Origin of the sequence: Bacillus sp. UNC322MFChir4.1 (assembly GCF_000746135.1) — a bacterium.
GTDB lineage: Bacteria > Bacillota > Bacilli > Bacillales > Bacillaceae_G > Bacillus_A.
The window spans coordinates 227,932-249,669 of sequence record NZ_KN050810.1; the positions used below are offsets into that span (position 1 = coordinate 227,932).

18 protein-coding genes, 1 pseudogene and 1 riboswitch are annotated in these 21,738 nt (G+C 35.3%); of the genes and pseudogenes, 7 read left to right on the plus strand and 12 right to left on the minus strand.

What is annotated here, in order from left to right:
- Positions 1-675: 675 nt before the first annotated feature.
- Together BR72_RS25935 and BR72_RS20240 are read right to left on the minus strand one after the other, a co-directional pair.
- Positions 676-904 (minus strand): annotated as a pseudogene (locus BR72_RS25935) (methionine adenosyltransferase domain-containing protein); the annotation flags it as partial.
- 23 nt (positions 905-927) lie between these two features.
- Complete coding sequence (locus tag BR72_RS20240) at positions 928-2,712, minus strand: helix-turn-helix transcriptional regulator (RefSeq protein WP_035436153.1); 1,785 nt, start codon at positions 2,710-2,712, stop codon at positions 928-930.
- A 164-nt stretch (positions 2,713-2,876) separates the two neighbouring features.
- Here BR72_RS20240 and BR72_RS20245 point away from each other — a divergent pair, with 164 nt between their 5' ends.
- Genes BR72_RS20245 through BR72_RS20255 form a run of 3 tightly spaced genes read left to right on the plus strand, consistent with a single transcriptional unit; the run spans position 2,877 to position 5,451 of the window.
- Entirely contained in the window at positions 2,877-3,794 is a 918-nt protein-coding gene (locus BR72_RS20245; RefSeq protein WP_035436155.1) for an ABC transporter ATP-binding protein, read from the plus strand.
- On the plus strand, positions 3,787-4,719 hold the full coding sequence (locus BR72_RS20250) for an ABC transporter permease (protein WP_035436159.1): 933 nt from the start codon (positions 3,787-3,789) through the stop codon (positions 4,717-4,719). The genes BR72_RS20245 and BR72_RS20250 overlap by 8 nt, the downstream gene beginning before the upstream one ends.
- A gap of 30 nt (positions 4,720-4,749) precedes the next feature.
- Complete coding sequence (locus tag BR72_RS20255; RefSeq protein ID WP_035436160.1) at positions 4,750-5,451, plus strand: DUF4097 family beta strand repeat-containing protein; 702 nt, start codon at positions 4,750-4,752, stop codon at positions 5,449-5,451.
- Between the two features lie 329 nt (positions 5,452-5,780).
- On the opposite strand, the gene metK is transcribed toward BR72_RS20255, so the two are convergent.
- Entirely contained in the window at positions 5,781-6,980 is a 1,200-nt protein-coding gene (metK, locus tag BR72_RS20260) for a methionine adenosyltransferase (RefSeq protein ID WP_035436162.1), read from the minus strand.
- 165 nt (positions 6,981-7,145) lie between these two features.
- Positions 7,146-7,268: riboswitch (SAM riboswitch) on the minus strand.
- A gap of 219 nt (positions 7,269-7,487) precedes the next feature.
- On the opposite strand from metK, the gene pckA reads away from it, so the two are divergent.
- Positions 7,488-9,074, plus strand: a complete 1,587-nt coding sequence (gene pckA / locus BR72_RS20265) for a phosphoenolpyruvate carboxykinase (ATP) (protein WP_035436396.1) — start codon at positions 7,488-7,490, stop codon at positions 9,072-9,074.
- Positions 9,075-9,225: 151 nt separating this feature from the next.
- Here pckA and BR72_RS20270 read toward each other — a convergent pair whose 3' ends face one another.
- Complete coding sequence (locus BR72_RS20270) at positions 9,226-9,597, minus strand: ATP synthase subunit I (RefSeq protein WP_035436166.1); 372 nt, start codon at positions 9,595-9,597, stop codon at positions 9,226-9,228.
- 353 nt (positions 9,598-9,950) lie between these two features.
- Between BR72_RS20270 and BR72_RS20275 the strand changes: the two genes are divergently transcribed.
- On the plus strand, positions 9,951-10,172 hold the full coding sequence (locus BR72_RS20275) for a hypothetical protein (protein WP_035436169.1): 222 nt from the start codon (positions 9,951-9,953) through the stop codon (positions 10,170-10,172).
- 23 nt (positions 10,173-10,195) lie between these two features.
- Here BR72_RS20275 and BR72_RS20280 read toward each other — a convergent pair whose 3' ends face one another.
- A complete protein-coding gene (locus BR72_RS20280) occupies positions 10,196-11,092 on the minus strand; it encodes a DMT family transporter (RefSeq protein ID WP_035436172.1) in 897 nt (298 codons plus the stop codon).
- A 172-nt stretch (positions 11,093-11,264) separates the two neighbouring features.
- On the opposite strand from BR72_RS20280, the gene BR72_RS20285 reads away from it, so the two are divergent.
- Positions 11,265-11,474: a hypothetical protein gene (locus tag BR72_RS20285; protein ID WP_035436177.1), complete on the plus strand. Its 210-nt coding sequence runs from the start codon at positions 11,265-11,267 to the stop codon at positions 11,472-11,474.
- A gap of 56 nt (positions 11,475-11,530) precedes the next feature.
- Here the strand turns inward: BR72_RS20285 and BR72_RS20290 are convergent, their stop codons facing one another.
- Positions 11,531-11,854: an iron-sulfur cluster biosynthesis family protein gene (locus BR72_RS20290; protein WP_035436181.1), complete on the minus strand. Its 324-nt coding sequence runs from the start codon at positions 11,852-11,854 to the stop codon at positions 11,531-11,533.
- Positions 11,855-11,989: 135 nt separating this feature from the next.
- On the opposite strand from BR72_RS20290, the gene BR72_RS20295 reads away from it, so the two are divergent.
- Positions 11,990-12,892 carry a Nif3-like dinuclear metal center hexameric protein gene (locus BR72_RS20295; protein WP_035436184.1) on the plus strand — a complete coding sequence of 301 codons (903 nt, stop codon included), beginning with the start codon at positions 11,990-11,992 and terminating at the stop codon, positions 12,890-12,892.
- A gap of 144 nt (positions 12,893-13,036) precedes the next feature.
- Here BR72_RS20295 and BR72_RS20300 read toward each other — a convergent pair whose 3' ends face one another.
- From BR72_RS20300 to BR72_RS20325, 6 genes are all read right to left on the minus strand, one after another.
- Complete coding sequence (locus BR72_RS20300) at positions 13,037-14,677, minus strand: family 14 glycosylhydrolase (protein WP_035436187.1); 1,641 nt, start codon at positions 14,675-14,677, stop codon at positions 13,037-13,039.
- Positions 14,678-15,760: 1,083 nt separating this feature from the next.
- Positions 15,761-16,249: a DM13 domain-containing protein gene (locus tag BR72_RS20305; RefSeq protein ID WP_035436190.1), complete on the minus strand. Its 489-nt coding sequence runs from the start codon at positions 16,247-16,249 to the stop codon at positions 15,761-15,763.
- A 67-nt stretch (positions 16,250-16,316) separates the two neighbouring features.
- A complete protein-coding gene (locus tag BR72_RS20310) occupies positions 16,317-17,378 on the minus strand; it encodes a sensor histidine kinase (RefSeq protein WP_035436193.1) in 1,062 nt (353 codons plus the stop codon).
- Positions 17,375-18,088 (minus strand): response regulator transcription factor, encoded by a 714-nt coding sequence (locus tag BR72_RS20315; RefSeq protein WP_035436196.1) that lies wholly within the window; start codon positions 18,086-18,088, stop codon positions 17,375-17,377. The genes BR72_RS20310 and BR72_RS20315 overlap by 4 nt, the downstream gene beginning before the upstream one ends.
- Before the next feature lie 479 nt (positions 18,089-18,567).
- Entirely contained in the window at positions 18,568-18,948 is a 381-nt protein-coding gene (locus BR72_RS20320) for a hypothetical protein (RefSeq protein WP_035436199.1), read from the minus strand.
- Positions 18,949-19,256: 308 nt separating this feature from the next.
- The gene (locus BR72_RS20325) at positions 19,257-21,566 is read right to left on the minus strand and encodes a binary toxin-like calcium binding domain-containing protein (RefSeq protein WP_035436201.1); all 2,310 of its coding nucleotides are present in this window, start codon (positions 21,564-21,566) and stop codon (positions 19,257-19,259) included.
- Between the last annotated feature and the right edge of the window lie 172 nt (positions 21,567-21,738).

Sequence of the window (21,738 nt, forward strand, 5' to 3'; positions counted from 1 at the left end):
TTACAACTATAATAAGAAAGATTACTTTTCTTATTATAGTTGTAATCATTTGCTTTTTGGGCGGTACTTCATTTTATCCCGCATTAACGGGCAGTAATACTCCCACCTCAAAATTCGGCGAAAGCAAAGTCCAGCTCTAGCGGCTAGAATCTCCGGTCGTTTCGCCCCCTCGGACGAGGCCAAAAGCGCCTCTCTGTCAGGGGCTCCAACTTCCTACGATTCTGAACGAGCCGCTTCCGCTTTTCTTAAGAAGTTAAGTGGGAGATAAACTGCCCGTAAAAGCCCGATTGGTTCAACTAATAATCAGTGGGGGATGAAGAAAACCCCCACTGATTAAAGTTTCACTTTATAAAAATCACATCGCTCATAAAGTAGAAGCTTATTTACTCTCGCAAGGGGACAAGAAAACTGATTTTAAAGATTTTGAAGTCAGATATGATTTTAAGTTTGGATATTTGATCGATGTTATATACAAAGATGAACCTCATGCAATCTACACATTTCGCTATCAAAAAATTAGAGATACAGGAAAAAAAAGGAGTTCTTGCTTATCATACAACATTACTGGATGACAAGATAAACCTTGACACTTATTCCTATAAGCATAAACATTTTGGTAAATATTAAAATGAAAAAAAGCTTTGCGCACACGCGCAAAGCTTTTTTCTTCCTATATTATAGACCAGCTTGCTCTTTTAAAGCTTCAGCTTTGTCTGTACGTTCCCATGAAAGATCCACATCAGTACATCCGAAGTGGCCGTAAGCTACTGTTTGTTTGTAAATTGGGCGACGTAAGTCTAACATTTTGATGATGCAAAGTTTCTGCAGATTCGTTCTACTAATACCTCTTCACATACTTTTCCTATTCGAATGTATCAAATATTGGTTTTGCTACACCGATTGCGCATACATTTTTATCCGTATCATTTATAGCAAAGCTTCCTCCTCTGCTTTTTTTACAGCTTCACTTCTTCCAGAAACTTCAAGCTTTGTATATATAGAAGAAACATAGTTTCTTACAGTCCCTTCAGATAAAAACAACTTTTTTGCAATTTCTTTATATCGAAGTCCTTCTTTAAGAGCACCTAAGACCTCCATTTCACGTCGCGTCAATTCATAGGGATACTTTTTCGGTATTGAGTTGTATGCGTGAAACAAACGATTCGCAATACCGTGAGATAACATAGTCCCTCCTGAATTTACTAATCTAATTGCCGCTACTAATTCTTTGGGAGTGGCAGATTTAAGTACATATCCTTCAGCCCCTGCTTTTAGCGCTTCAGAAACACTAGAGGATTCTTCAAAAGTCGTCACTATAATAACTTTCGTACTTGGCCATTTCCTCTTAATTTCTTCTGTCGTTATAATCCCATTCATTTCGGGCATTTGTACATCCATAAGAACTATATCTGGTTGATTTTCTTCACATTTTTCTAAAGCCTGTTTTCCACTATTCGCAACTGCAACATCAAAGTCAGTATATTCGGTTAATAAAAGTTCCAAGCTATCTAAAATTATAGATTGATCATCTACTATCAGTATATTTATTTTATCTTGAATAGAAGTTTTCTCTATATTTAAGCTTGGAATTACACAAGTTACAATGGTTCCTACATTCTTTTGAGAGTCTATGTACAAGCTTCCTTGATATTCATTTAAACGATTTCTCATTCCAGATAAGCCAAATCCCTCTTGGATATTTTCTATTCCTTTACCATTATCTTGTACTTGAAGCATGACATGACTTTTATGATATTGCAGAAGAACTTGTATCGACTCTGCTTCGCCATGTCTAGTTGCATTTGTCATTGCTTCTTGTAAACAACGACAAAAAGCCATTTTAACTTTTTTCGCTATCGTATACTGCTCTCCAATTGTTCGAAAAACAACATCAACGTGTGTGTTGCTTTTAAATTCTTCTATAATATTAAGTAACGATACATCTAAATTTAATTCCTCTTCTAATGGATCCATTTCATGAATTTGTCTTCGAATACTCTCTAATCCAGATCGTGACATATCTAATATATCTTGTAATTTTTTTTGACCTTCTTGAGTAGTTAAGTGAGGTTTTAAAGTTTCCATACTTAATATAACTGACGTAAATTTATAACCAACAGTATCATGTAATTCCCTCGCCATTCTACATCTTTCCTCAAGCAGGGTCATTCTTTCAACTTGTGAAGAATATTGTTCTAAAATCGCATTCTTCTCTTTAATTAATTCGAGTTTTTGTTTAATTGAATCCATAGAAAAAACAATTCTCTGTAACACATGTCCAACACTATAAATGAAAAGAACGTCAAACAGACTTATGAACAAATGATTTAATTTATAATCAAAATTCAAGAAAACTCCGAATATATAAACGATAATTGTTAAAGGTAATGTATAGAAATTAGCTTTTCCACGGCAAAAAAATGCCAATGTTAAAATTGCAGGAGAAAAAAACTGTGCTAAATGATACGTATATGCAAGATAAAGCGAAAGCCCTCCCACTAATATGATCTCAGCCAATACATATAGTTCATATCGAATTTTATATAATATTACAGGTATGACATACAGTATTAATGTCATACAAAAAACACTTTCAAAGGGAAATGTAGGATTATCTTGATACGTTAAAATTGCAACTGCAGCGATCCAAAAGATACGAATGAATACGATTAGCCAATGCTGCCAAAGTAATTTATTTTGTACTGAAATCAACTGTATAAGCACCTCCCACTAAAAAAACTTCACCTTATGTATATATTTTCCATAATCATATTTTTATCATAGCAAGGTTATTACATTTTGTCACTGTGCTTTATTACACTCATTTTGATACGTTAATAACCAAGAACACGACTCTTACATAAGGAGATGAAAAAATGAGTATTTTGAAAGTACGTAATTTAACTAAAAAAATCAAAAAAAAAATACTTGTCAATGAATTGTCGTTTGATGTGAATGAAGGAGAAATACTTGGACTCCTCGGTCCAAACGGCGCTGGAAAAACTACTACAATTAGAATGATAGTTGGATTAATTTCAAAGTCTAGCGGAACAGTTGAAATCAATGGAAAAAATGTAGATAACAATTTTAAAGAAGCAATGAGACATGTAGGAGTAATTGTTGAGAACCCTGATTTGTACAAATTTTTATCCGGCTATGATAATCTGCTTCATTTCTCTCGAATGACACCCAATGTCCCTAACGAACGATTAAATGAGGTTGTATCTTTAGTTGGGCTGGAGAAAAGTATTCATAACAAAGTTTCGACTTATTCTTTAGGAATGAAACAACGGCTCGCTCTTGCGATTGTTTTAGTACACAAGCCCCTACTTCTGCTATTAGATGAGCCTACAAATGGACTTGATCCTAAAGGTATTCGTGATTTAAGACTTCATTTAAAGAAACTAGCCAAAAGTGAAAATGTAGCAATTGTTGTATCAAGTCACCAAATGGCTGAAATGGAAATGATGTGTGACCGTATAGCCATTATTGATAAGGGCTATATGATAGGTTTACATGACATCAAAGATATTACAAAAGAAAAGATAAGTTGTGTTCAATTTGAAGTAGACCGAACAGATTTAGCTATTCCTGTACTTCAAAAGTTATTAGTAGGAGCAGAAATTGTGACAAACCAAAATATGATCAATATTACAATTAGTAAAGAACATATACCGGAAATTAGTGATACGTTAGCAAGAAGTGGAGTAAATGTTTATGGTGTTCAAACGATTAAAACTACTTTAGAAGACAAATTCATTGAAATGACAGGGGATGAACTACGTAATGCTTAATCTAATCAAGAATGAAAACATGAAAACTTTTAAACGTAAAAGAACGTGGGTAATGATAGGAGTTATGGTTCTATTTATTCTGGTGCAATTTCTAAATGTGAAATTTTCTCATCAAGTTAACTACGGAGATGATTGGAAAACCTCCCTTATAGAAGAAAATGCATTACTTAAAGTTGAAAAAGAATCTAAAACATTACCTCTGGAAATACTCGAAAATGAAAAAAAATTTTTACTAAATAAGTATTACATTGACAACAATATAAAACCAGAAAACAATGCATGGTTCTTTACAATTGGACAAAGTACAAATTTTTTAGTAGCGATTTCTATTCTTACCTTAATAATAGCTGGTGAAAGTGTCGCAAGTGAATTTCAATCCGGAACGATTAAATTTCTATTAACTCGAACTGCTACTCGTACAGAAATATATTTTTCTAAATATATTTCGACCTTATTATTTGGACTATATCTAGTCGGAATCACATTTATTCTTTCCATTATATTTAGTGGTATTCTTTTAGGGTTTGATGGCATAAACAGCGACTACTTATTTGTCAAAGATCAAGTCGTTCAAAAAACAAGTGTCCTTCAAGCACTAATTGGTAGCTTACTCTTTAAAATTCCTTTCTTAATTATTGTTGCAACTTTAGCATTTATGATTTCAGCTGCATTTAAAAGTTCAACATTCTCTATCGTGTTTTCTCTTTTAATAACAATTGCAGGTTTTGTTATGAGCATTTCATTAAAAGGTTTCAGTTGGACACAATATTTTATCTTCTCTAATACAGATTTATCGAATTTTATATATGAGAGTCCACCTGTAGAAGGAATGACCTTAAGCTTTTCCTTAATATTAATCTTAATTCATATACTCATTATGCACTTAGTTTCGTATCCAATCTTTGTGAAAAGAGATGTTGTTTAAATTTTTTATTAAAGACTGGAGGAAAGAAAAATGAAACAAAAGCTAATTATTTTTGGTACATTAATCACTTTAATTCTTACTGGTTGTTCAAGTTCTGAAAGTGAAACAAAAGAAGAAAAACTGGCATTACCAGCCTCTAATATTAAAAAGTTAACACTAGATAATCGTAATGGTAATATTGATATTTCAACAAATTCTACATCGAATAAAATAGAAGCTTCTATCCATGCAAAAGCAAAAGGAATCAGCATAGACAAATTAAAACTAGATCTTTCAGAAAAAAATGGAGTTGCCAACTTAAATACTTCTTTTGATGGGCAATTCTTTAGCAATAGTGAAACTTGGGTTGATGTGAAACTCTCAGTACCTAAAAACGTAAAAGTAGAATTTAAAGAAAACCATCGAAACGGAGATATTAAAGTTTCTAAACTGGATTCAGATATAAACATACTTAATGTTAATGGAAATATAGACATTTCCAATGTTAAAGGAATTGTAAGTGTAACAAATAGGGATGGGAAAGTTAATATTTCTAATTCGTCATCTGATATCAATGTTGACAATAATAATGGAGCTGTTGTTATTAAAGATATTAACGGGTCAGTACGTGCTAAGATTGGAGATGGATCAGCCGATATCAATAGTATTGAAAAAAACGTAACAATCTTAGGCGCTAAAAACGATAAGATAAAAGTGGATGGTGTTAAAGGGAAAGTAACGTTCAATAAATAAAGTTTGATTTATTGATATGAAAATGAATGAAACCAACCGCAGTTTTTGTGAAACGACCATATAACTTAGTCAATCCGTCTTGCTTATTATTTGAACTTACCTAATAAAGAAAACTTTATCCCGCTATTCGCGGGCAGTAATACTCCCACCTCAAAATTCGGCGAAAGCAAAGAAGTTAGGTGGGAGATAAACTGCCTGTAAAAGCCCGATTGGTTCAACTAATAATCAGTGGGGGATGAAAAAACCCCCACTGATTAAAGTTTCACTTTATGTATTTCCATAAATAAAAAAAGCTTTGCGCACACGCGCAAAGCTTTTTTCTTCCTATATTATAGACCAGCTTGCTCTTTTAAAGCTTCAGCTTTGTCTGTACGTTCCCATGATAGATCTACATCAGTACGTCCGAAGTGGCCGTAAGCTGCTGTTTGTTTGTAAATTGGGCGACGTAAGTCTAACATTTTGATGATGCCAGCTGGGCGAAGATCGAAGTTGCTTCGGATTAGTTCTACTAATACTTCTTCAGATACTTTTCCAGTGCCAAATGTATCAACAGAGATAGATACTGGTTGTGCTACGCCGATTGCGTATGCAAGTTGTACTTCTGCTTTGTCAGCAAGTCCTGATGCTACGATGTTTTTCGCAACGTAACGAGCTGCGTATGCTGCAGAGCGGTCAACTTTTGTTGCATCCTTACCAGAGAATGCACCGCCGCCGTGACGAGCATATCCGCCGTAAGTATCAACGATTATTTTACGACCTGTTAAACCAGCATCGCCTTGTGGTCCACCAATAACGAAGCGGCCTGTTGGGTTAATGAAGAATTTTGTTTCTTCATCGATTAATTCAGCTGGTACAACTGGTTTAATTACAAATTCTTTTAAGTTGCGATCGATTTGTTCCCAAGCAATCTCTGGATGATGTTGCGTAGAAATTACGATTGTGTCGACGCGAACTGGTTTACCATTTTCATCATACTCAACTGTTACTTGTGTTTTACCGTCTGGACGTAAGTATGGTAATGTATCATCTTTACGAACTTCCGTTAAACGACGAGCTAATTTGTGAGCAAGTGAGATTGGAAGTGGCATTAATTCTTTTGTTTCATTACATGCGAAACCAAACATTAAACCTTGGTCGCCTGCACCGATTGCTTCAATCTCTTCGTCAGTCATTTGACCTTCGCGTGCTTCTAACGCTTGGTCAACACCCATTGCGATGTCAGCAGATTGCTCATCGATAGATGTTAAAACTGCACAAGTTTCTGCATCAAATCCGTATTTTGCACGAGTGTAACCGATTCCTTGAATTGTTTCACGAACGATTTTTGGAATATCCACATAAGTAGAAGTTGTAATCTCTCCCGCTACCAATACTAAACCAGTTGTTACTGTTGTTTCACAAGCTACACGTGCGTTTGCATCTTTTGATAAGATTGCATCTAAAATAGAATCAGAAATTTGGTCACAAATTTTATCTGGATGTCCTTCAGTTACAGACTCAGATGTGAACAGATGACGTTTTTTTGTCATGTGGTAAACCTCCCTACAGTAATGATATATATTGTACGGAACTCATCCTTAATTTGCCACAAACTGCGACATTCATGTATTTTCCCATACAAGTACAAAAGAAAAACCTTTCCCTATTAGAGGAAAGGTTGTATTTGCTACTTGCATACTGCTTTTTGCCCTTCGCTCTTATCGTTCGAGACTATTCGCCTCGCACAGGTTTAAGCACCTATTCACTTGTTTGACTTTCATACAAGTGAGGTTGCCGGGCTTCATAGGGCCTGTCCCTCCGCCAGCTCGGAATAAGAGAGTATCCGTCCTCAACTATACTAAAGAAATGAATTTCATTTGTCAATCCAAATACACATATTCCTATAAGTTTTTCAGGGCAGAAATTTATGGAAAAAATAATATAATAACACAAACAAAAAACAAATAAATAGTATACATTATTTATATGATTGTGTTATACTTTTAGTGGGGATTACGATGAATATTCATAAATCAAATAAAGGATGGTATATAAATATGAGTACTGCGAATGTCCAAATTGGATTACATGAACTATTGAACGGAAGCAATGCACAGGTTCAATTGAGCGTTCCGCAATTAACGGAAAAGGTATTAATGAGAAAAGAAGGTCAATTATCTTCTACTGGCGCAGTTTCTGTTTCAACAGGAAAATATACAGGACGTTCTCCGAAAGATAAATTTATTGTAGACGAAGCATCTGTTACGGACAAAATTGCTTGGGGATCTGTGAACCAACCAATTTCTGAAGAACATTTCAATAAATTATATACAAAAGTGCTGGAATACTTAAAAGATAAAGAAGAACTATTCGTGTTCAAAGGATTTGCAGGAGCAGACCGCAACTACCGTCTTCCTCTTCAAGTTATTAATGAATATGCTTGGCATAACTTATTTGCGCATCAACTATTCATTCGTCCAACTGAAGAAGAATTACAAGACCATGATGCACAGTTCACAATTGTATCTGCACCAAACTTTAAAGCAGATCCAGCAGTTGACGGCACAAATTCAGAAACATTTATTATCGTTTCATTTGAAAAGCGTATCGTGTTAATCGGGGGTACAGAATACGCTGGTGAAATGAAAAAATCAATCTTCTCTATTATGAACTACTTACTTCCAGAGCAAGATATTTTCTCTATGCACTGCTCTGCAAACGTAGGCGAAGAAGGCGATGTTGCTTTATTCTTCGGTTTATCTGGAACAGGCAAAACAACATTATCTGCTGATCCGAACCGTAAATTAATTGGTGATGATGAGCACGGTTGGTCTGATAACGGTGTGTTTAATATTGAAGGCGGTTGCTATGCAAAATGTGTGAACTTATCTCGTGAGAAAGAACCACAGATCTTTGACGCAATCAAATTTGGTTCTGTTTTAGAAAACGTTGTGCTTGATGAGCATACACGCATTGCCGATTACGATGATACTGCATTAACAGAAAATACACGTGCAGCTTATCCAATTGATGCAATTGATAACATTGTGTTACCTAGCGTTGCAGGTCATCCAAATACAATCATTTTCTTAACTGCTGATGCATTCGGCGTATTGCCTCCAATTAGTAAATTAACGAAAGAGCAAGCTATGTATCATTTCTTAAGCGGTTACACTAGTAAACTAGCAGGAACTGAGCGCGGTATTACTTCACCGCAAGCAACATTCTCAACATGCTTCGGTTCTCCATTCTTACCGCTTGATGCATCTCGCTATGCAGAAATGCTTGGTGAAAAAATCGAGAAGCATGATGCAAATGTGTTCTTAGTGAATACTGGCTGGACTGGCGGCGAATACGGCGTTGGAAAACGTATGAACTTAGGTCATACACGCGCAATGGTGCAAGCTGCATTAAACGGCGAGCTTGACAACACTGAAACAGCAAAACATGATATCTTCGGTCTTGAAGTACCACTTCATGTTCCTGGTGTACCTGATGAAGTATTAATGCCAGAACAAACATGGACTGATAAAGAAGCTTACAAAGTTAAAGCAACTGAACTTGCTAATAAGTTCAAAGAAAACTTCAAGAAATTTGATACTGTTTCTGAAACAGTTGTAAACCTTGGCGGTCCAATCGCCTAACCTAACTTTACTGTGAAATATCCTAAATCATGTGAATAAGTATGTTGTGATTGCAAGAAAACAAGTACTCACCGACAAAGCCCACGTTTTCTTGTAATCGCGCATACTTACATATAAAAGAGGCTTACGAATAATCTCGCAAGCCTCTTTCCTATTTCTTAGCATCTTTCATACTGTAATATGCTAAATTAATTACAATTAATATATATCCGCCCATAATCCCAACAGCAAATGCCCACATCACCATATGATGCTCAATTTCGTACATAATAATGGCACCAAGTATCGCTGCTGCAAATCTGTTTATCATCCCAAGAGTTGGTGATTTCGTTTTTTTCACTATACTCTCTCCGATTTTTTCAATGCGGCGTCCTAAAATCCAAACACAATACGTGCTCACAAGAAAACCAAGACCGATTCCTAAAAAGTGCGGAGAAAAAGGAGTAAATGCCCAGCCGAGCATCATCAGTGCTAAAATGTAATATGTTTGTACTTTAAATGTTTGTAACGACATGTTAATCATGTTGTGGCTCCTTTGCTGCAAAATTTCTATATCAAATATCATCCAAATTAAAAACATAAAAACCACTTTTTAGGTGAGTAAAAGTATGTAATCGATTCCCTACTACATGCAATATAAAAGCAGGTCATCTCGACTTATATGCTGAAAAAGCAAAATGGATTTACATAGTTTCAACTATTTTGATAGTGTTTATATTGTTAAAATACATTTAAGAACTAACATTATACAAAACTTCTATCGTAAATAACGAGTCGAATTGTGTCGTTTTTCCAAACATTTTTTATAAAATTAGCTATCATTTTAACAAAATATGGATATTATATAGTAAGTACACAATAAAGGAGGGACTTCCATTGCTCTTCTTTCTCATCGCTCTTATTCATTTCGTTATCCCGGCTCTCGTCGGCTTAACATTATATTGGTATACACCTAAGCATAGTGTTTTCTATGCTGTCCTCAGCGTTCTTCTCACCGGTATGATTCTCGTTACTTATTTCCACTTTCCTTCCCTCAACTGGATTCCATTTATTATAGCTATCTTGTATCTTGTTTTTTTACCGAGAATCAAAAAATAAGAAAGCAGATCTAATCTGCTTTCTTATTTTGAAATATTTTCTTTTACAGGTAACCGTTTCTCTGACTTTACAAACCACAAACCAAGAAAAATAATCAATCCGCCAATCAATTGTTGCAAAGATAACTGCTCTCTCGCCCATATTGCTGCAAATAAAACCGCTACAAACGGTGTAATGTACATATACACCATCGTATGAGATGCTCCAATTTTTTGAATCCCAACGTACCACATCACAAGCCCAAATACAGTAACAAGAAAAATCGAATAGAACAGTGAAAGCCATGTACTACCGTGCTCAATCGTAAAAGGCAACTGAACAATTTGCCAACCGCTCAAAAATACAAGCGGCACCGCACCAATTGCTGACGCCCATGCTGTTACACGCAAAGCGGAATATCTTTTCATAAGCGGCGTTGCTAAAACAGGGTACAATCCCCAACAAATCGAAGTAATAATCCCAATTGCATTCCCGTAAAAAGATTGTACAAGAGAATGCCCAGCAAGTAATACAAGCGCAGCTCCGATACACGCAATGGCTGATCCAACAAGTTTACGTGATGAAAACTGCTCTTCTTTCAAAAATACAGCAAACATCGTTGTAAAAATAGGAGAAATCGAGATTAATAACGATGCATTTGTTGCAGACGTATATTGAATCGTTTCCATGAACAGTGTTTGATACAACGTAATCCCAACCATGCTAACAAAAATAAGCCTTACGATATCTTTCCATGCGATATAAAGCGATTTTTCTATATAAAACGTTAGCAACAATAACAGCGGCGCCGCAGTAACCATGCGAATGGCTGTAAATTGGATCGCTGTTAATTCGACAAGACCGTATTTTCCAATTGTATAATTGATTCCCCATATAATTACAACACATAAAAGTAATAGTTCAATTCCCCATTTTTTCATCTCTTTCCCCCGCTATGTCTGATACTTTACTTCATTAAGTTTCGAGACATATGCTGCAACTCCTTCTTACGTATGTGTAAAAGAGGAATATACATATCAGTACAGAAAAAGTACTTGGAGAATACAACCCGCTAAATACGCATAAGGTTTTAGCATGTAAGGGAGGTTTGATATGAGTACAGAAAAGCAAATATCTAAGCAACAACACAGAAAACGAAGAAGCATTCTTATTGTACTTTTCCTCTTTTTATTTCTCTTTTTAGTTCTCGTTGTTCTTGGCGTTCTATCTTTCTACCTCTTCCAAAGCGGTGATTCCTCACCAGAAACAACTATTCAAGAAAAAACAATTCTAGAGTCAGTAGATGAACACTCTCATCCCTAAATCTTAACGCAAAAAAGAAGAAAGCAAAGATAATCTGCTTTCTTCTTTTTCATGGATTACACCCGAACATGCAATTTCATATTCGGATTATAATATTGACTTGGGCTTTTTAATTGAAAGCTTCCTCCCGATTCAGAGAAATCAACAGTCAAGTTATCATCCATAAAAACAAGCTTCGTCCGATCAGCAATAAACTGAAACTTGTTTGATGAGATGTCTATGTCGCGCTCATCTTTTTCCGATACAGCGACTAAATCAATAATCCCACTCATCACACAGCCGCACCCTTCTGTATCGTAAAATAATTTTATATATTTCGCTTCACTTGGAATCATCTCTTTTATTTTCGCATATGCTGCGTCCGTAACGGTCACATTCATTGTTTTTCCTCCTACTTATATCACGATTATCTTATTGTAGCATTCTTTTTTTATGAATTGGTTCGATTTCCATATACAGAAAATTCATTCAAATATATAATTAAATTTATATATTTTTCCAAAGGAGGTTTTATCATGCCAAAACTTCAAGATATAGAGCATCAGTTAGATACTTTATTTGCAGTGCATAAATACGGAATTGACCCTGGGTTTAGCCGTTTCCTCCCAGCTGCTTATGACCCAATTTCGTTTCCTTGGCAAGAGTTCTTTGAAGATGATTTCGTTACATACTTTAATGGGCTCATGATAAAAGGAGCAGATGTTGTTCGCAACGTCTTTTTAGCTGTTTTTCCAACAGATGAAGTGCTTGATAGATTTCTTAATGAAGGAACAGCTGGAGATTTATTATTTATGCACCATCCACTTGTTATGGAATGCGGCGATCCGCAAGGCTTACCAGGGCGCGGGTTCATTCCGATTCCAAATCACTATTTGCAGGGAATAAAAGACAAGGGATTATCCGTGTACACATGTCACGCGCCAATGGACCGTCATCAAACATATGGTACAAGTATCGCCATCGCCAAAGCACTACATGCATCAGTAATCGAAAGTTTTGCTGGAGGCGATGGGGTGATTTGTGAAATTGCTCCAACACATACAAATGAACTCATTGAAAAAGCAAAACAGATTTTTGACATCCCGTATGTAGACTTCGAAGGACAAACACGTTCTCATATTTCGAAAATCGCAATCATCGCTGGCTGCGGTGATAAAGTAAGTATGATGCAAGAAGCTGAGGAAAAAGGGGCGCAAGCGTATATTACCGGAGAAGTGCATTGTTATATTGATAACGACTATGGCAAAAAGAGATATACCATCATGAAAGAATACATACCGCAAACAAATATGTCGCTCATTGGTGTGTCCCACTCTGCATCGGAGTATTTAGTAAAAAAGACACTCATGTATGATTGGTTTTCACAAAACTTCAATGTAAATGTTGTATTACTGCCGCAGGAGAAATGGTGGTGTTGACATAAAGAAAAGCAGAGCCGACTGTTTAGGAAGAGCTAGACAAAGATGTCAAAAAAATAAGCCTCCTATCATTTTTCATAATATGATAGGAGGCAGCTTGTATCATTATCCTTTATATTAAAAAACTTCTTTTAAACAATGAAACTACCACCAATCTGTATACACAGTAGAAGTTGCTGGAATTGGCGTCCAATTTTGCTGATTTGACTGCCACACTTTAATCGTTCCATCTTGACGCTTAATAAACGCTTTAAACTCCGCATTGCGTTCAGCCGGTAAATAAACCGTTCCTCTCCAATCCCCGTAAGTAGGGTTGTAAGATAATTTAATAGGATATAGCGTTGTATCCCATTGTCCTAACTCAGCACGATCTCCAACAATGTACACCGTATCGCCAGTAGTTGTTGGTGCATTTTTTACCACGATTGTTTGTAAAGTAGGCATAACTCCTAAAGTATCTTTAAATTGCGCCATCAATGAATTATTGTACATAACATCTTGATAACGAAGGAGTGTGAATCCCGAAAAATTATAGTTAAAAGCCATCTCTGCTGTTTTCTTATATTCAGCACTGCTTCCTATACTTAATGCATTTTCACCATTTAATACAATTCCTTTTTCATTCGCAAGCTTAGCTACTTGCTGGACAAGTGTTTTTGGCATTGAATATTCTGGATACGTTCCCTTATCTGACATTTCTAAACAAGTAAATGTTAAATCTAAATTTGCACTCTTAAAAGCGTCTAGCAAACTACTATAATCATTATATCCTGCTGGTTTTTCAGCACTGTGTGGAAGATTCGGATTGCTATATTGCCAATGAACGCCGGCAACTTTTGCACCAATTGGTACGTGGAACTTATTATCAAATGCCGAATGAGCTAATTCTCCTATTAATTTTGTATGCTCTTCTAACACACCTTCATACCATTTTAAGAAATCTTCACCGTACTTTGTTTGATAGCCGCTTGCCAAAAATTGATATCCATCAGATGGCGGAAGCACTTGTGACATAGAATTCAAGTTTGTTCCCCATGCTCCGTTTATCCCTGCTAAAGATCCATATTTTTGTAATGTCCAAGAACGAAATTGCGCTTTTGCAAATTCCGTATAAGCTTGAAACTTCCCTCTATTCGGATAACCTGAACCATCAGCTGACGTATAAGATGGATAACGTGTTTCTCCAGCCGGACCGCCGGATAAATAAATCTTCGCAATGACATCTTTATACGGAGCCATCGCCTCGGCAAAAGCATTATATAGTTCTCCATACTGCTTTCGAATGACATCTGAAGCTAGCGGATTTAATGTTTCTTTAGTAATCGTTCCTGTTTCCGATTTAAAATACAAACTATCATCTGATTTTTGATTCCATATCCAAGCAGGAATCGGTACATTACAATCATCCCCAACATTACCGCCACATTGATGCGTTGAAATAATTGGAATCATTTTCATACCAGCATTTCTTACAGATTGGGCAAAACGCTGCGCATAGGAAAAATCAAATTGTTGATCTCCATTCTTCTCCATGTCCCCCCACCAAAAATCAACAGTAATAGCTGAGAAACCATTTTGCTTTGCCCAGCGTAAATCATTTTCAAACGTCTCCCATGTCATAATATCTGGCACTTTCTTTAGCGGTGCCATAATATATGCTTTGTAATTTCCATTCATTGCTTGTCCGTTTACAGCTGCATAACTCTGACTTGAAAATATTGCAGAAACAAACAATATAAGAACGGATAACATGACAATACTATAGCCTTTTACATACTTTTTCATACACGCTCTCCTTTTTCCTGAAAATTAAGACCCATAATAATAAAAACAAAGGATTTCATTCTATGCTTGCAAGCTAATATTTATATGTATACGCTTACATATTATCATTTATTGCAATCGTTTGCATTATTCTTTTTCATTTTACGAGCTTTTTATATAATCCCTTTTCCTGCCACATGCGAGATTTAAAACAAAAAAATAAGCTGACCTTCAAAAATCAATACATGTAGTAAAGTAAAATTTTCATTTTGGTTAGCATAGACAATGATTCTTACTTTATCTAAAAAAAGAACAAGAGGAGCCTACAGTGACAGACTCCTCCTAAAAAACAAATTATAGAATAAAATAGAATAACTGAGTAGTTACGAAATGGATTTTATTTTACTAATAATGAATATGTTCCACTTCTATTTTCTTCGCCGAACGATAGAATTAAGTAATACTTCCCTGGTTTTACTTCTACTTTTCCTTTTATATTATTGCCATCCGCTTGGCCCTCAGCAACAGCATTTCCTGGATTTTACTTGGGATGCAGACCCCAGTTTATTCCAATACACTGTTTTTGTAAGTCCAATATTCGTTCCAATGGCCATAAGTGAAGCAAGAGAGATGATAACCTCTTCTCCTTTAGCCTGTTTATTTGTAGACGTATCTTCCATAAAAACATGATAAACCCCACAGAAAACAAGAATATTTTCTGTGGGGTTTATCATTTCAAAGAAACTTTGGGGAAGTTCGGTTTGATCAATTTTAAAGAGTGTTTTGCATGTAGATTAAGGATAAACTTATCTTACTTTAAATGTCTTTCAAATTACTTTCGTAAATATTACAAAAGTCTTTCATAAATGTCACAAAAGTCTTTCTTTGATTTTAAAAAAGCTCGGCCGGGATAAATTTAACAATGAGGAAGTTATTACCGAGATGTTCGATGGTCAGAGAGCTTATGCTTATTATAATGATCCATTTTCTTTTGATACATTTCTCTAAAGCATAACAAAAAATATTAAGTCGTATGTACATTCTACAAAACAGAAAAACAGGTGATAGATTCTATTTCTATCACCTGTTTTTCTATACTCTTTCTTATTTTCCAAAATAAGCTGCACCAAAATTCTCATTAAATCTCTTACACCATACAGAAACAGCGCCGTACGTACTTACATCGATTCCCTCAGGAATCTCATAGTTTTGATCGCCTTTGTTTCCCTTTAATTTTCCTAATTCAACATATTTATAATTTTTAACATCTTCATTATCTTTCAATTGATTTGTAGGAACCAATACAACTCGAACGTCTGGGCCGTTAGAAGTTGTAAAATTAGTAAGGCGTAAAATACGTTTTCCATCAGCTAATTGGTAGATTGTTGCTGTTCCTTTTGTTTCATGCACACCGCTTTGAAACTGTCCTTCGCTTATTGCTTGTTGCTTTGTTTCTTTTGACTTCATTTCTGTTTGCGGCAATGTTTCATTTACTTTCTTATCAATGAATAATTTCTCTGGGCGGAATAACGACCACAGTATCCCCCCAACAATTATGAATGCTCCAATAAGGAATATATATTTTCTGTTCATAAAGTAATTCCCCTCCTCTAACACTTATATGTTAACAAGGAAACCTCTCAAATTTATAACATAACTATTACAAAAGTCTTTCATTTTTTATTGGAAGCATAAACCAAAATTCACTTCCTTGTTTTCCATCTGAGCGATCTCGCACACCAATGTCCCCTTTGTGCATTTCAACTAATGACTTTGCGATAGCTAATCCGAGCCCTGATCCGCCAGATTGTGAACTTCTGGACTGATCTGTTCTATAGAAACGGTCAAATATACGTAATTGATCATTGTATGAAATACCTTCCCCTTCATCGCGCACAATAAATTGAACATATTGTTTCTGCTTATCTTCCTTTACAATCAACTCAATTGTGGAAGCTGCAGGAGAATATCGGATTGCATTATGTAACAAGTTACTCATAACCCGTACTATTTTACATGGCATCATCCAAAGCCTAGGCAATGTATCAGACACCTGCACTTCTAAATGCATCTGTTTTTCTTCTAGTAAGATAGAATGTGAATCTAGTACTTCTAATAGCACTGTATCCACATGGGTTAAATTCGGATGAAACTCTTCTTGTCCAAGTTCTAACTTGGAAAGGTCAAATAAATTATTAATTAAACCATTTAATCTTTGCATTTCCTTTAATATTGTCGCTAAGTACTGCTTCTTCATATCAGGGTCTTCAATTACATTATCTTGTAATGCTTCTATCATCAATTGTACGCTGGCAATGGGTGTTCGCAAGTCATGTGAAATATTGGCAATTAGCTCTGTACGCGCTTTTTCCCCTTCTTCTAACTTCGTAAACCCTTCTTCTAACTTTTTCGCCATCTCCTGAAAAGCAGTTGCGAGTTCTTTAAATTCTTGTGGTTCCTTTCCAATTATATACATCGTTTCAAAATGTCTATCGCTAAATTGATGTGATAATGCAATTAAATTTTGAATGGACCTCATAATCGGACGTGTTAATAGCCAATAGATAAAAGTTGAAAGAAGCATTGCTACAATCGCAATTCCTGTTAATAACCGTGTTTGTTCCGGTTCCAATAACATTTTCCTATCACCATACCATATCGCAATGACCATGATGTTCGTGCTTAATAAATTCATCAATAACAATTGATAACGTAATTTCATGTTTCATTTCCTCCATTTGGATCAAAACGATACCCTATGCCCCAAACTGTATGAATCCAACGGTTCTTTGTCGTATGCTTATCTAGTTTTTCTCGCAAACGACTCATTAACACAGTTACTGTATTTGTACAGCCTTCATATTCAAATTCCCAAATTTGTTCAAGAAGCTGCGACCGAGAAAACACTTGTTTTGGATGTTTGGCCATCGTATAAAGTACTTCAAATTCCTTAACTGTTAAGTCCACCGCATGCCCACAAACAAACACACTTCTCTTCGCTGGATAAATCTCCAAATCTGGAAACTCTATCATTTTTAATTCCGGTTCTTTCGTTTGTACTACTGGTTGATTTCCTCTTCTTAGTATAATTTGAACCCTTAATACTAATTCACGAGGCGAAAACGGCTTTGTCACATAATCATCTGCTCCGATTGTTAAGCCTAAAATCCGATCTCTTTCCTCACCTCGAGCGGTCAACATAATAATAGGAACATTAGATTGTTGACGAATTTCCTCGCATAGCTCCCAACCGTCTTTTTTCGGCATCATCAAATCTAAAATGACTAAATCTGGTTGATACTGCTGAAATGCGTTCAAGCCTTCTGCTCCATTTTCAGCTGTAAATACTTCATATCCATCTCTTTCTAAATATCTTTTACATATTTCTCTAATATTCTCTTCATCTTCTACAATTACAATCCTTTGTTTCATAACTAGAACCCCCGCTGCTCTTTTCTTATAATGTAAAAATAATTCCATTATATACATACATTTGAATTTTCTGACATAAACATCACTACTATGCCTTTTACTGACTTTCTCCTTTTGTTTTAAACATTGTTTTCTATACGCACCAGATGTCTCCCCTAAAAGGAAAAGAGGGATATGCCATTTTTTAACTTGTATATATATAAAATACTTACAGCAATCTTTTATGCAAATATAATAATTATCAATATATCTATTCCAAGTCAAGTGCTATAGCCATACATTCACGAAAAAGTCATGAAAAGTAATGATACAATTCAGATGACATACTGAAAAGGAGAATACTGTATATTTACAATCCTTGAAGGATTACATATCAAAGTTTTTAAATTTCAGGCATAGAGGTAGAAAGGCTTTTTTTACATAATATAAGTCCCCATTGCGATCAATGGAGACTTTCTTATAAATTGTCAATGCAATAATCAATTTCTACTAGGCTTAATAATATCTTGTAGTAAAAATACAATTGTTATGATAACCATTCCAAAATTGACTGCAAGAGCCATTATAACAGAAAAATCAGTGATATATGATAATAAAATATAAATTGAAAAGATTGACGCAAGAAAAGGAATCATTTTTCTCATTGCTGAAATTGCATATCCCTTACTCTTCTGAAGATAGATCATAATGACTCCAATACCTAATAATACAGGAGCAGTAATTAAAATCCCAAACCAGCCGAAAGTATCTTCAACAAACCAAGGTAAAAAGCGCATCGTTGAGGAGAATATAAATAAATTAAGTACGAAAACAAATAATTGTATGATAGACAATTTTATATTTAAACTTTTTTGCTTCATAGTGTCGAACTTCCAATAAGGTGTATTTTTACACTATTTTATTTGTAATTCACTTTTATGTCAATGTCACTTTTTAACATATCATTTGCTACTACGGGGAGCAAAAAATGACTTGCACTCGCTTTTTCATTTTGGTTTAAACATTGCACGTGGCCGAAAAAGACCCTGACCAGATGCTCTTATCCCCTCTAAAAAAAGAGCTTTTATGTCGTTTTTTTGATTTGTATTTATATATTACCTCACCAAAAACAGAACCAGACCGCAAAGCATTCAGGAAGAAACGCTTTGCAGTCTGATGATTTCTTACTTTACTTAATACTTTCTAGTTCCCATTTATGGTTATTACCTGGTGAAGTTGTATGATCAGGTTTTAAAATAAACGCACTAGAAGCTACAACTGGCGCGCTACCATTATCAGCAACAGTAGCTTGCCATTTATTTTCCCTAAATGTGATATAAGTAGAATCAGACTTTAGATAGAAGCTCTTCTGATCAGGAAGCTTGTCTAATTTAATAGAAGATCTATTGTTTTCAGTATCTAACCAGCTATAATCATAACCGTTACCAATATTTAAATACTGGTAACCACTATAACTACTGTTAGTAAACTTAAGGAACACTTCTTCATCTTTTTTGAATGGTTGTCCTGGTTTAGGCTGCCCTTTTCTTTCTATCATTACTGGTGTTGCTTGAATATCGTCTCCATGTATTGCTTTTTGTATAGGGCCGAGTCTCAATCTATCCCAACTGGACTGAGGTGAAAAGTGTACATATCGACCATTAATCGCTTGGTCTAAACCAATGTGCCAATTCTCCTGCACACCTTCACGTATGTTAACATTCGTCTTCAAATAGTATTGTTTTCCTTCTAGAATAGGTTCTCCAGAATTATCTACTACTAATTTATCGATAGCTTCTAGATAGCTTTTATTTGAAACAAGAGGCACAGAAACTTCAGTTTTATTATTTTGGACATCATTGAGTTCAAACTTAACTGAGGTTTCTCCAAGAGATTTTTTGTTTACTGCTAAGTCTACAGGTTCATTCTCTTTAGATTCATACACATTTGAATTCTTATTTCGAACTAATTTTACCTTTTGGCTCTCACCTTTTTTATTACGAACCGTAACAAAGATTTCTTCACTCAAATTAAATATCCCCGGTATAACCGATGCGTAAATCTTTTTCTTGCTATAATCATAACTGCTATATGATAGAGTTGGTGATAGTACACGGTTATCAAAGAAACCAAGGTTCTTACCTCGTTCTAAAAGTGTCCGATTTGGACCAAAACGCTCTAGATTTTTGTTTAACTGCCCATTCACTACAGCGTTTACTGACCAAACATAACTATCTATCCCGCTATGTTTAAAAAATTCGTCAAGTGAAAGATTATGATTAACGTTAGCAGGCTTTTCCTTGCTCGTTTTTGGTGTATACACTCTAAATTTTGGTATAGAACCCAAATTTGTTTCTATTAATGTAGTAGAAGCATTTACATTTGATGCAAAATGCGACCAATCCCCTAAATTCACAAATTGCCCATCTTTCATCGTATACACATTCATCGTACTAGTAGGCAAGACTTCAATAGAAAGGGGTGCCCCTTGTTCTACTGCTTTTAATTCATCCAGTGTTAGGGAAATTTTCACATCCGCTTGACCTTCTACACTATCCATTAGAATTTCAGTTTTATTGTTTCCACCTTTTGCTGTAGTTAACAAGTTGGCTTTATAACGATCTTGTGTTGCCTTTACAGTATTAATAATTTTATTTCCTAATCGAATGTTAAAATGAGGTGAAACATCCCCAGCAGATGCAGTACCCGTATTTTTATATTCTAGATGAAGTCTCACATTTGCTGCTTTAGATGAATCAACAGTGGTTGCTGTCGACCAGTCAAAACTATTAGAGATGCTTTCTGTTTCTGTTTTTGTATTGGAATAACCATACCCTACATTTAACGATCCCTTACCCGATGGTACAGGACCTGCTGCTGATCCTTCAACGCCACCTTCACCAGCTAAGCCAACATTAAAAGAATGTTGTACAGATAAGCTTTTTTCCCAAGTCTTAGTACGTGACTCACCATTTGAATCTGTAATACTAGCAACGGGAGTAATATCGATACGTTTTACAGCAATTTGTAGATTTGGTACATTCGCGATCATCGGGTTAAAATCTACATCAGAATCACTATCATAATGCTCCACTTCATAGCTATCTGTAAAAGGGTCTCCATCTGAGTTTGCACTCCTAGGATTTGTTATAAACCTCTTTTTCCCAAAGTCTTTCTCTAGGTCATATAACTGGGCTTCATTTTTCCCTGTCTTTTCATTAAATACAATTTTAAATCCTTTTTCTTCTAATTCGTTAGGGATGCCATCATCGTCCCAATCATTATTTTCCTGAGGCTCTTCCTTAATCATGATTCCCTTTTTTCCAGAATCACCATAGATAATATTCTGTCCGTCTTTTAGATTTTTATCTTCTTTAAAGGTTTCCACTTTTCCGTCTTGTTCAGGCTTTGTTTCAGCTAAAGCAGGAGATGCCAAAGTTAGTGCCATTGCTACGCTGCTTAATACAGCGAATGCCGGCTTCAATTTCTTTTCCTTCATTATCATTTTCCTCCTTGTTTTCTCAGGTCATGAGTACGTTTACTAGTAATCTTGACTTCATCTTATATAACAAATCTTTCACTTCTCTCTCAGAAGTATTACAAAAGTCTTGCAAATATCTTGCATAATGATTATGACGTTATTAATTCTTTTGAGAAACCTAGTGAGACCT

Coding starts and splice junctions, on each gene's coding strand:
- BR72_RS20245 (WP_035436155.1), top strand. CDS start 2,877: ATGAGTATTTTGAAAGTACGTAATTTAACTAAAAAAATCAAAAAAAAA.
- BR72_RS20250 (WP_035436159.1), top strand. CDS start 3,787: ATGCTTAATCTAATCAAGAATGAAAACATGAAAACTTTTAAACGTAAA.
- BR72_RS20255 (WP_035436160.1), top strand. CDS start 4,750: ATGAAACAAAAGCTAATTATTTTTGGTACATTAATCACTTTAATTCTT.
- metK (WP_035436162.1), bottom strand. CDS start 6,980: ATGACAAAAAAACGTCATCTGTTCACATCTGAGTCTGTAACTGAAGGA.
- pckA (WP_035436396.1), top strand. CDS start 7,488: ATGAGTACTGCGAATGTCCAAATTGGATTACATGAACTATTGAACGGA.
- BR72_RS20270 (WP_035436166.1), bottom strand. CDS start 9,597: ATGATTAACATGTCGTTACAAACATTTAAAGTACAAACATATTACATT.
- BR72_RS20280 (WP_035436172.1), bottom strand. CDS start 11,092: ATGAAAAAATGGGGAATTGAACTATTACTTTTATGTGTTGTAATTATA.
- BR72_RS20285 (WP_035436177.1), top strand. CDS start 11,265: ATGAGTACAGAAAAGCAAATATCTAAGCAACAACACAGAAAACGAAGA.
- BR72_RS20290 (WP_035436181.1), bottom strand. CDS start 11,854: ATGAATGTGACCGTTACGGACGCAGCATATGCGAAAATAAAAGAGATG.
- BR72_RS20295 (WP_035436184.1), top strand. CDS start 11,990: ATGCCAAAACTTCAAGATATAGAGCATCAGTTAGATACTTTATTTGCA.
- BR72_RS20300 (WP_035436187.1), bottom strand. CDS start 14,677: ATGAAAAAGTATGTAAAAGGCTATAGTATTGTCATGTTATCCGTTCTT.
- BR72_RS20305 (WP_035436190.1), bottom strand. CDS start 16,249: ATGAACAGAAAATATATATTCCTTATTGGAGCATTCATAATTGTTGGG.
- BR72_RS20310 (WP_035436193.1), bottom strand. CDS start 17,378: ATGAAATTACGTTATCAATTGTTATTGATGAATTTATTAAGCACGAAC.
- BR72_RS20315 (WP_035436196.1), bottom strand. CDS start 18,088: ATGAAACAAAGGATTGTAATTGTAGAAGATGAAGAGAATATTAGAGAA.
- BR72_RS20320 (WP_035436199.1), bottom strand. CDS start 18,948: ATGAAGCAAAAAAGTTTAAATATAAAATTGTCTATCATACAATTATTT.
- BR72_RS20325 (WP_035436201.1), bottom strand. CDS start 21,566: ATGAAGGAAAAGAAATTGAAGCCGGCATTCGCTGTATTAAGCAGCGTA.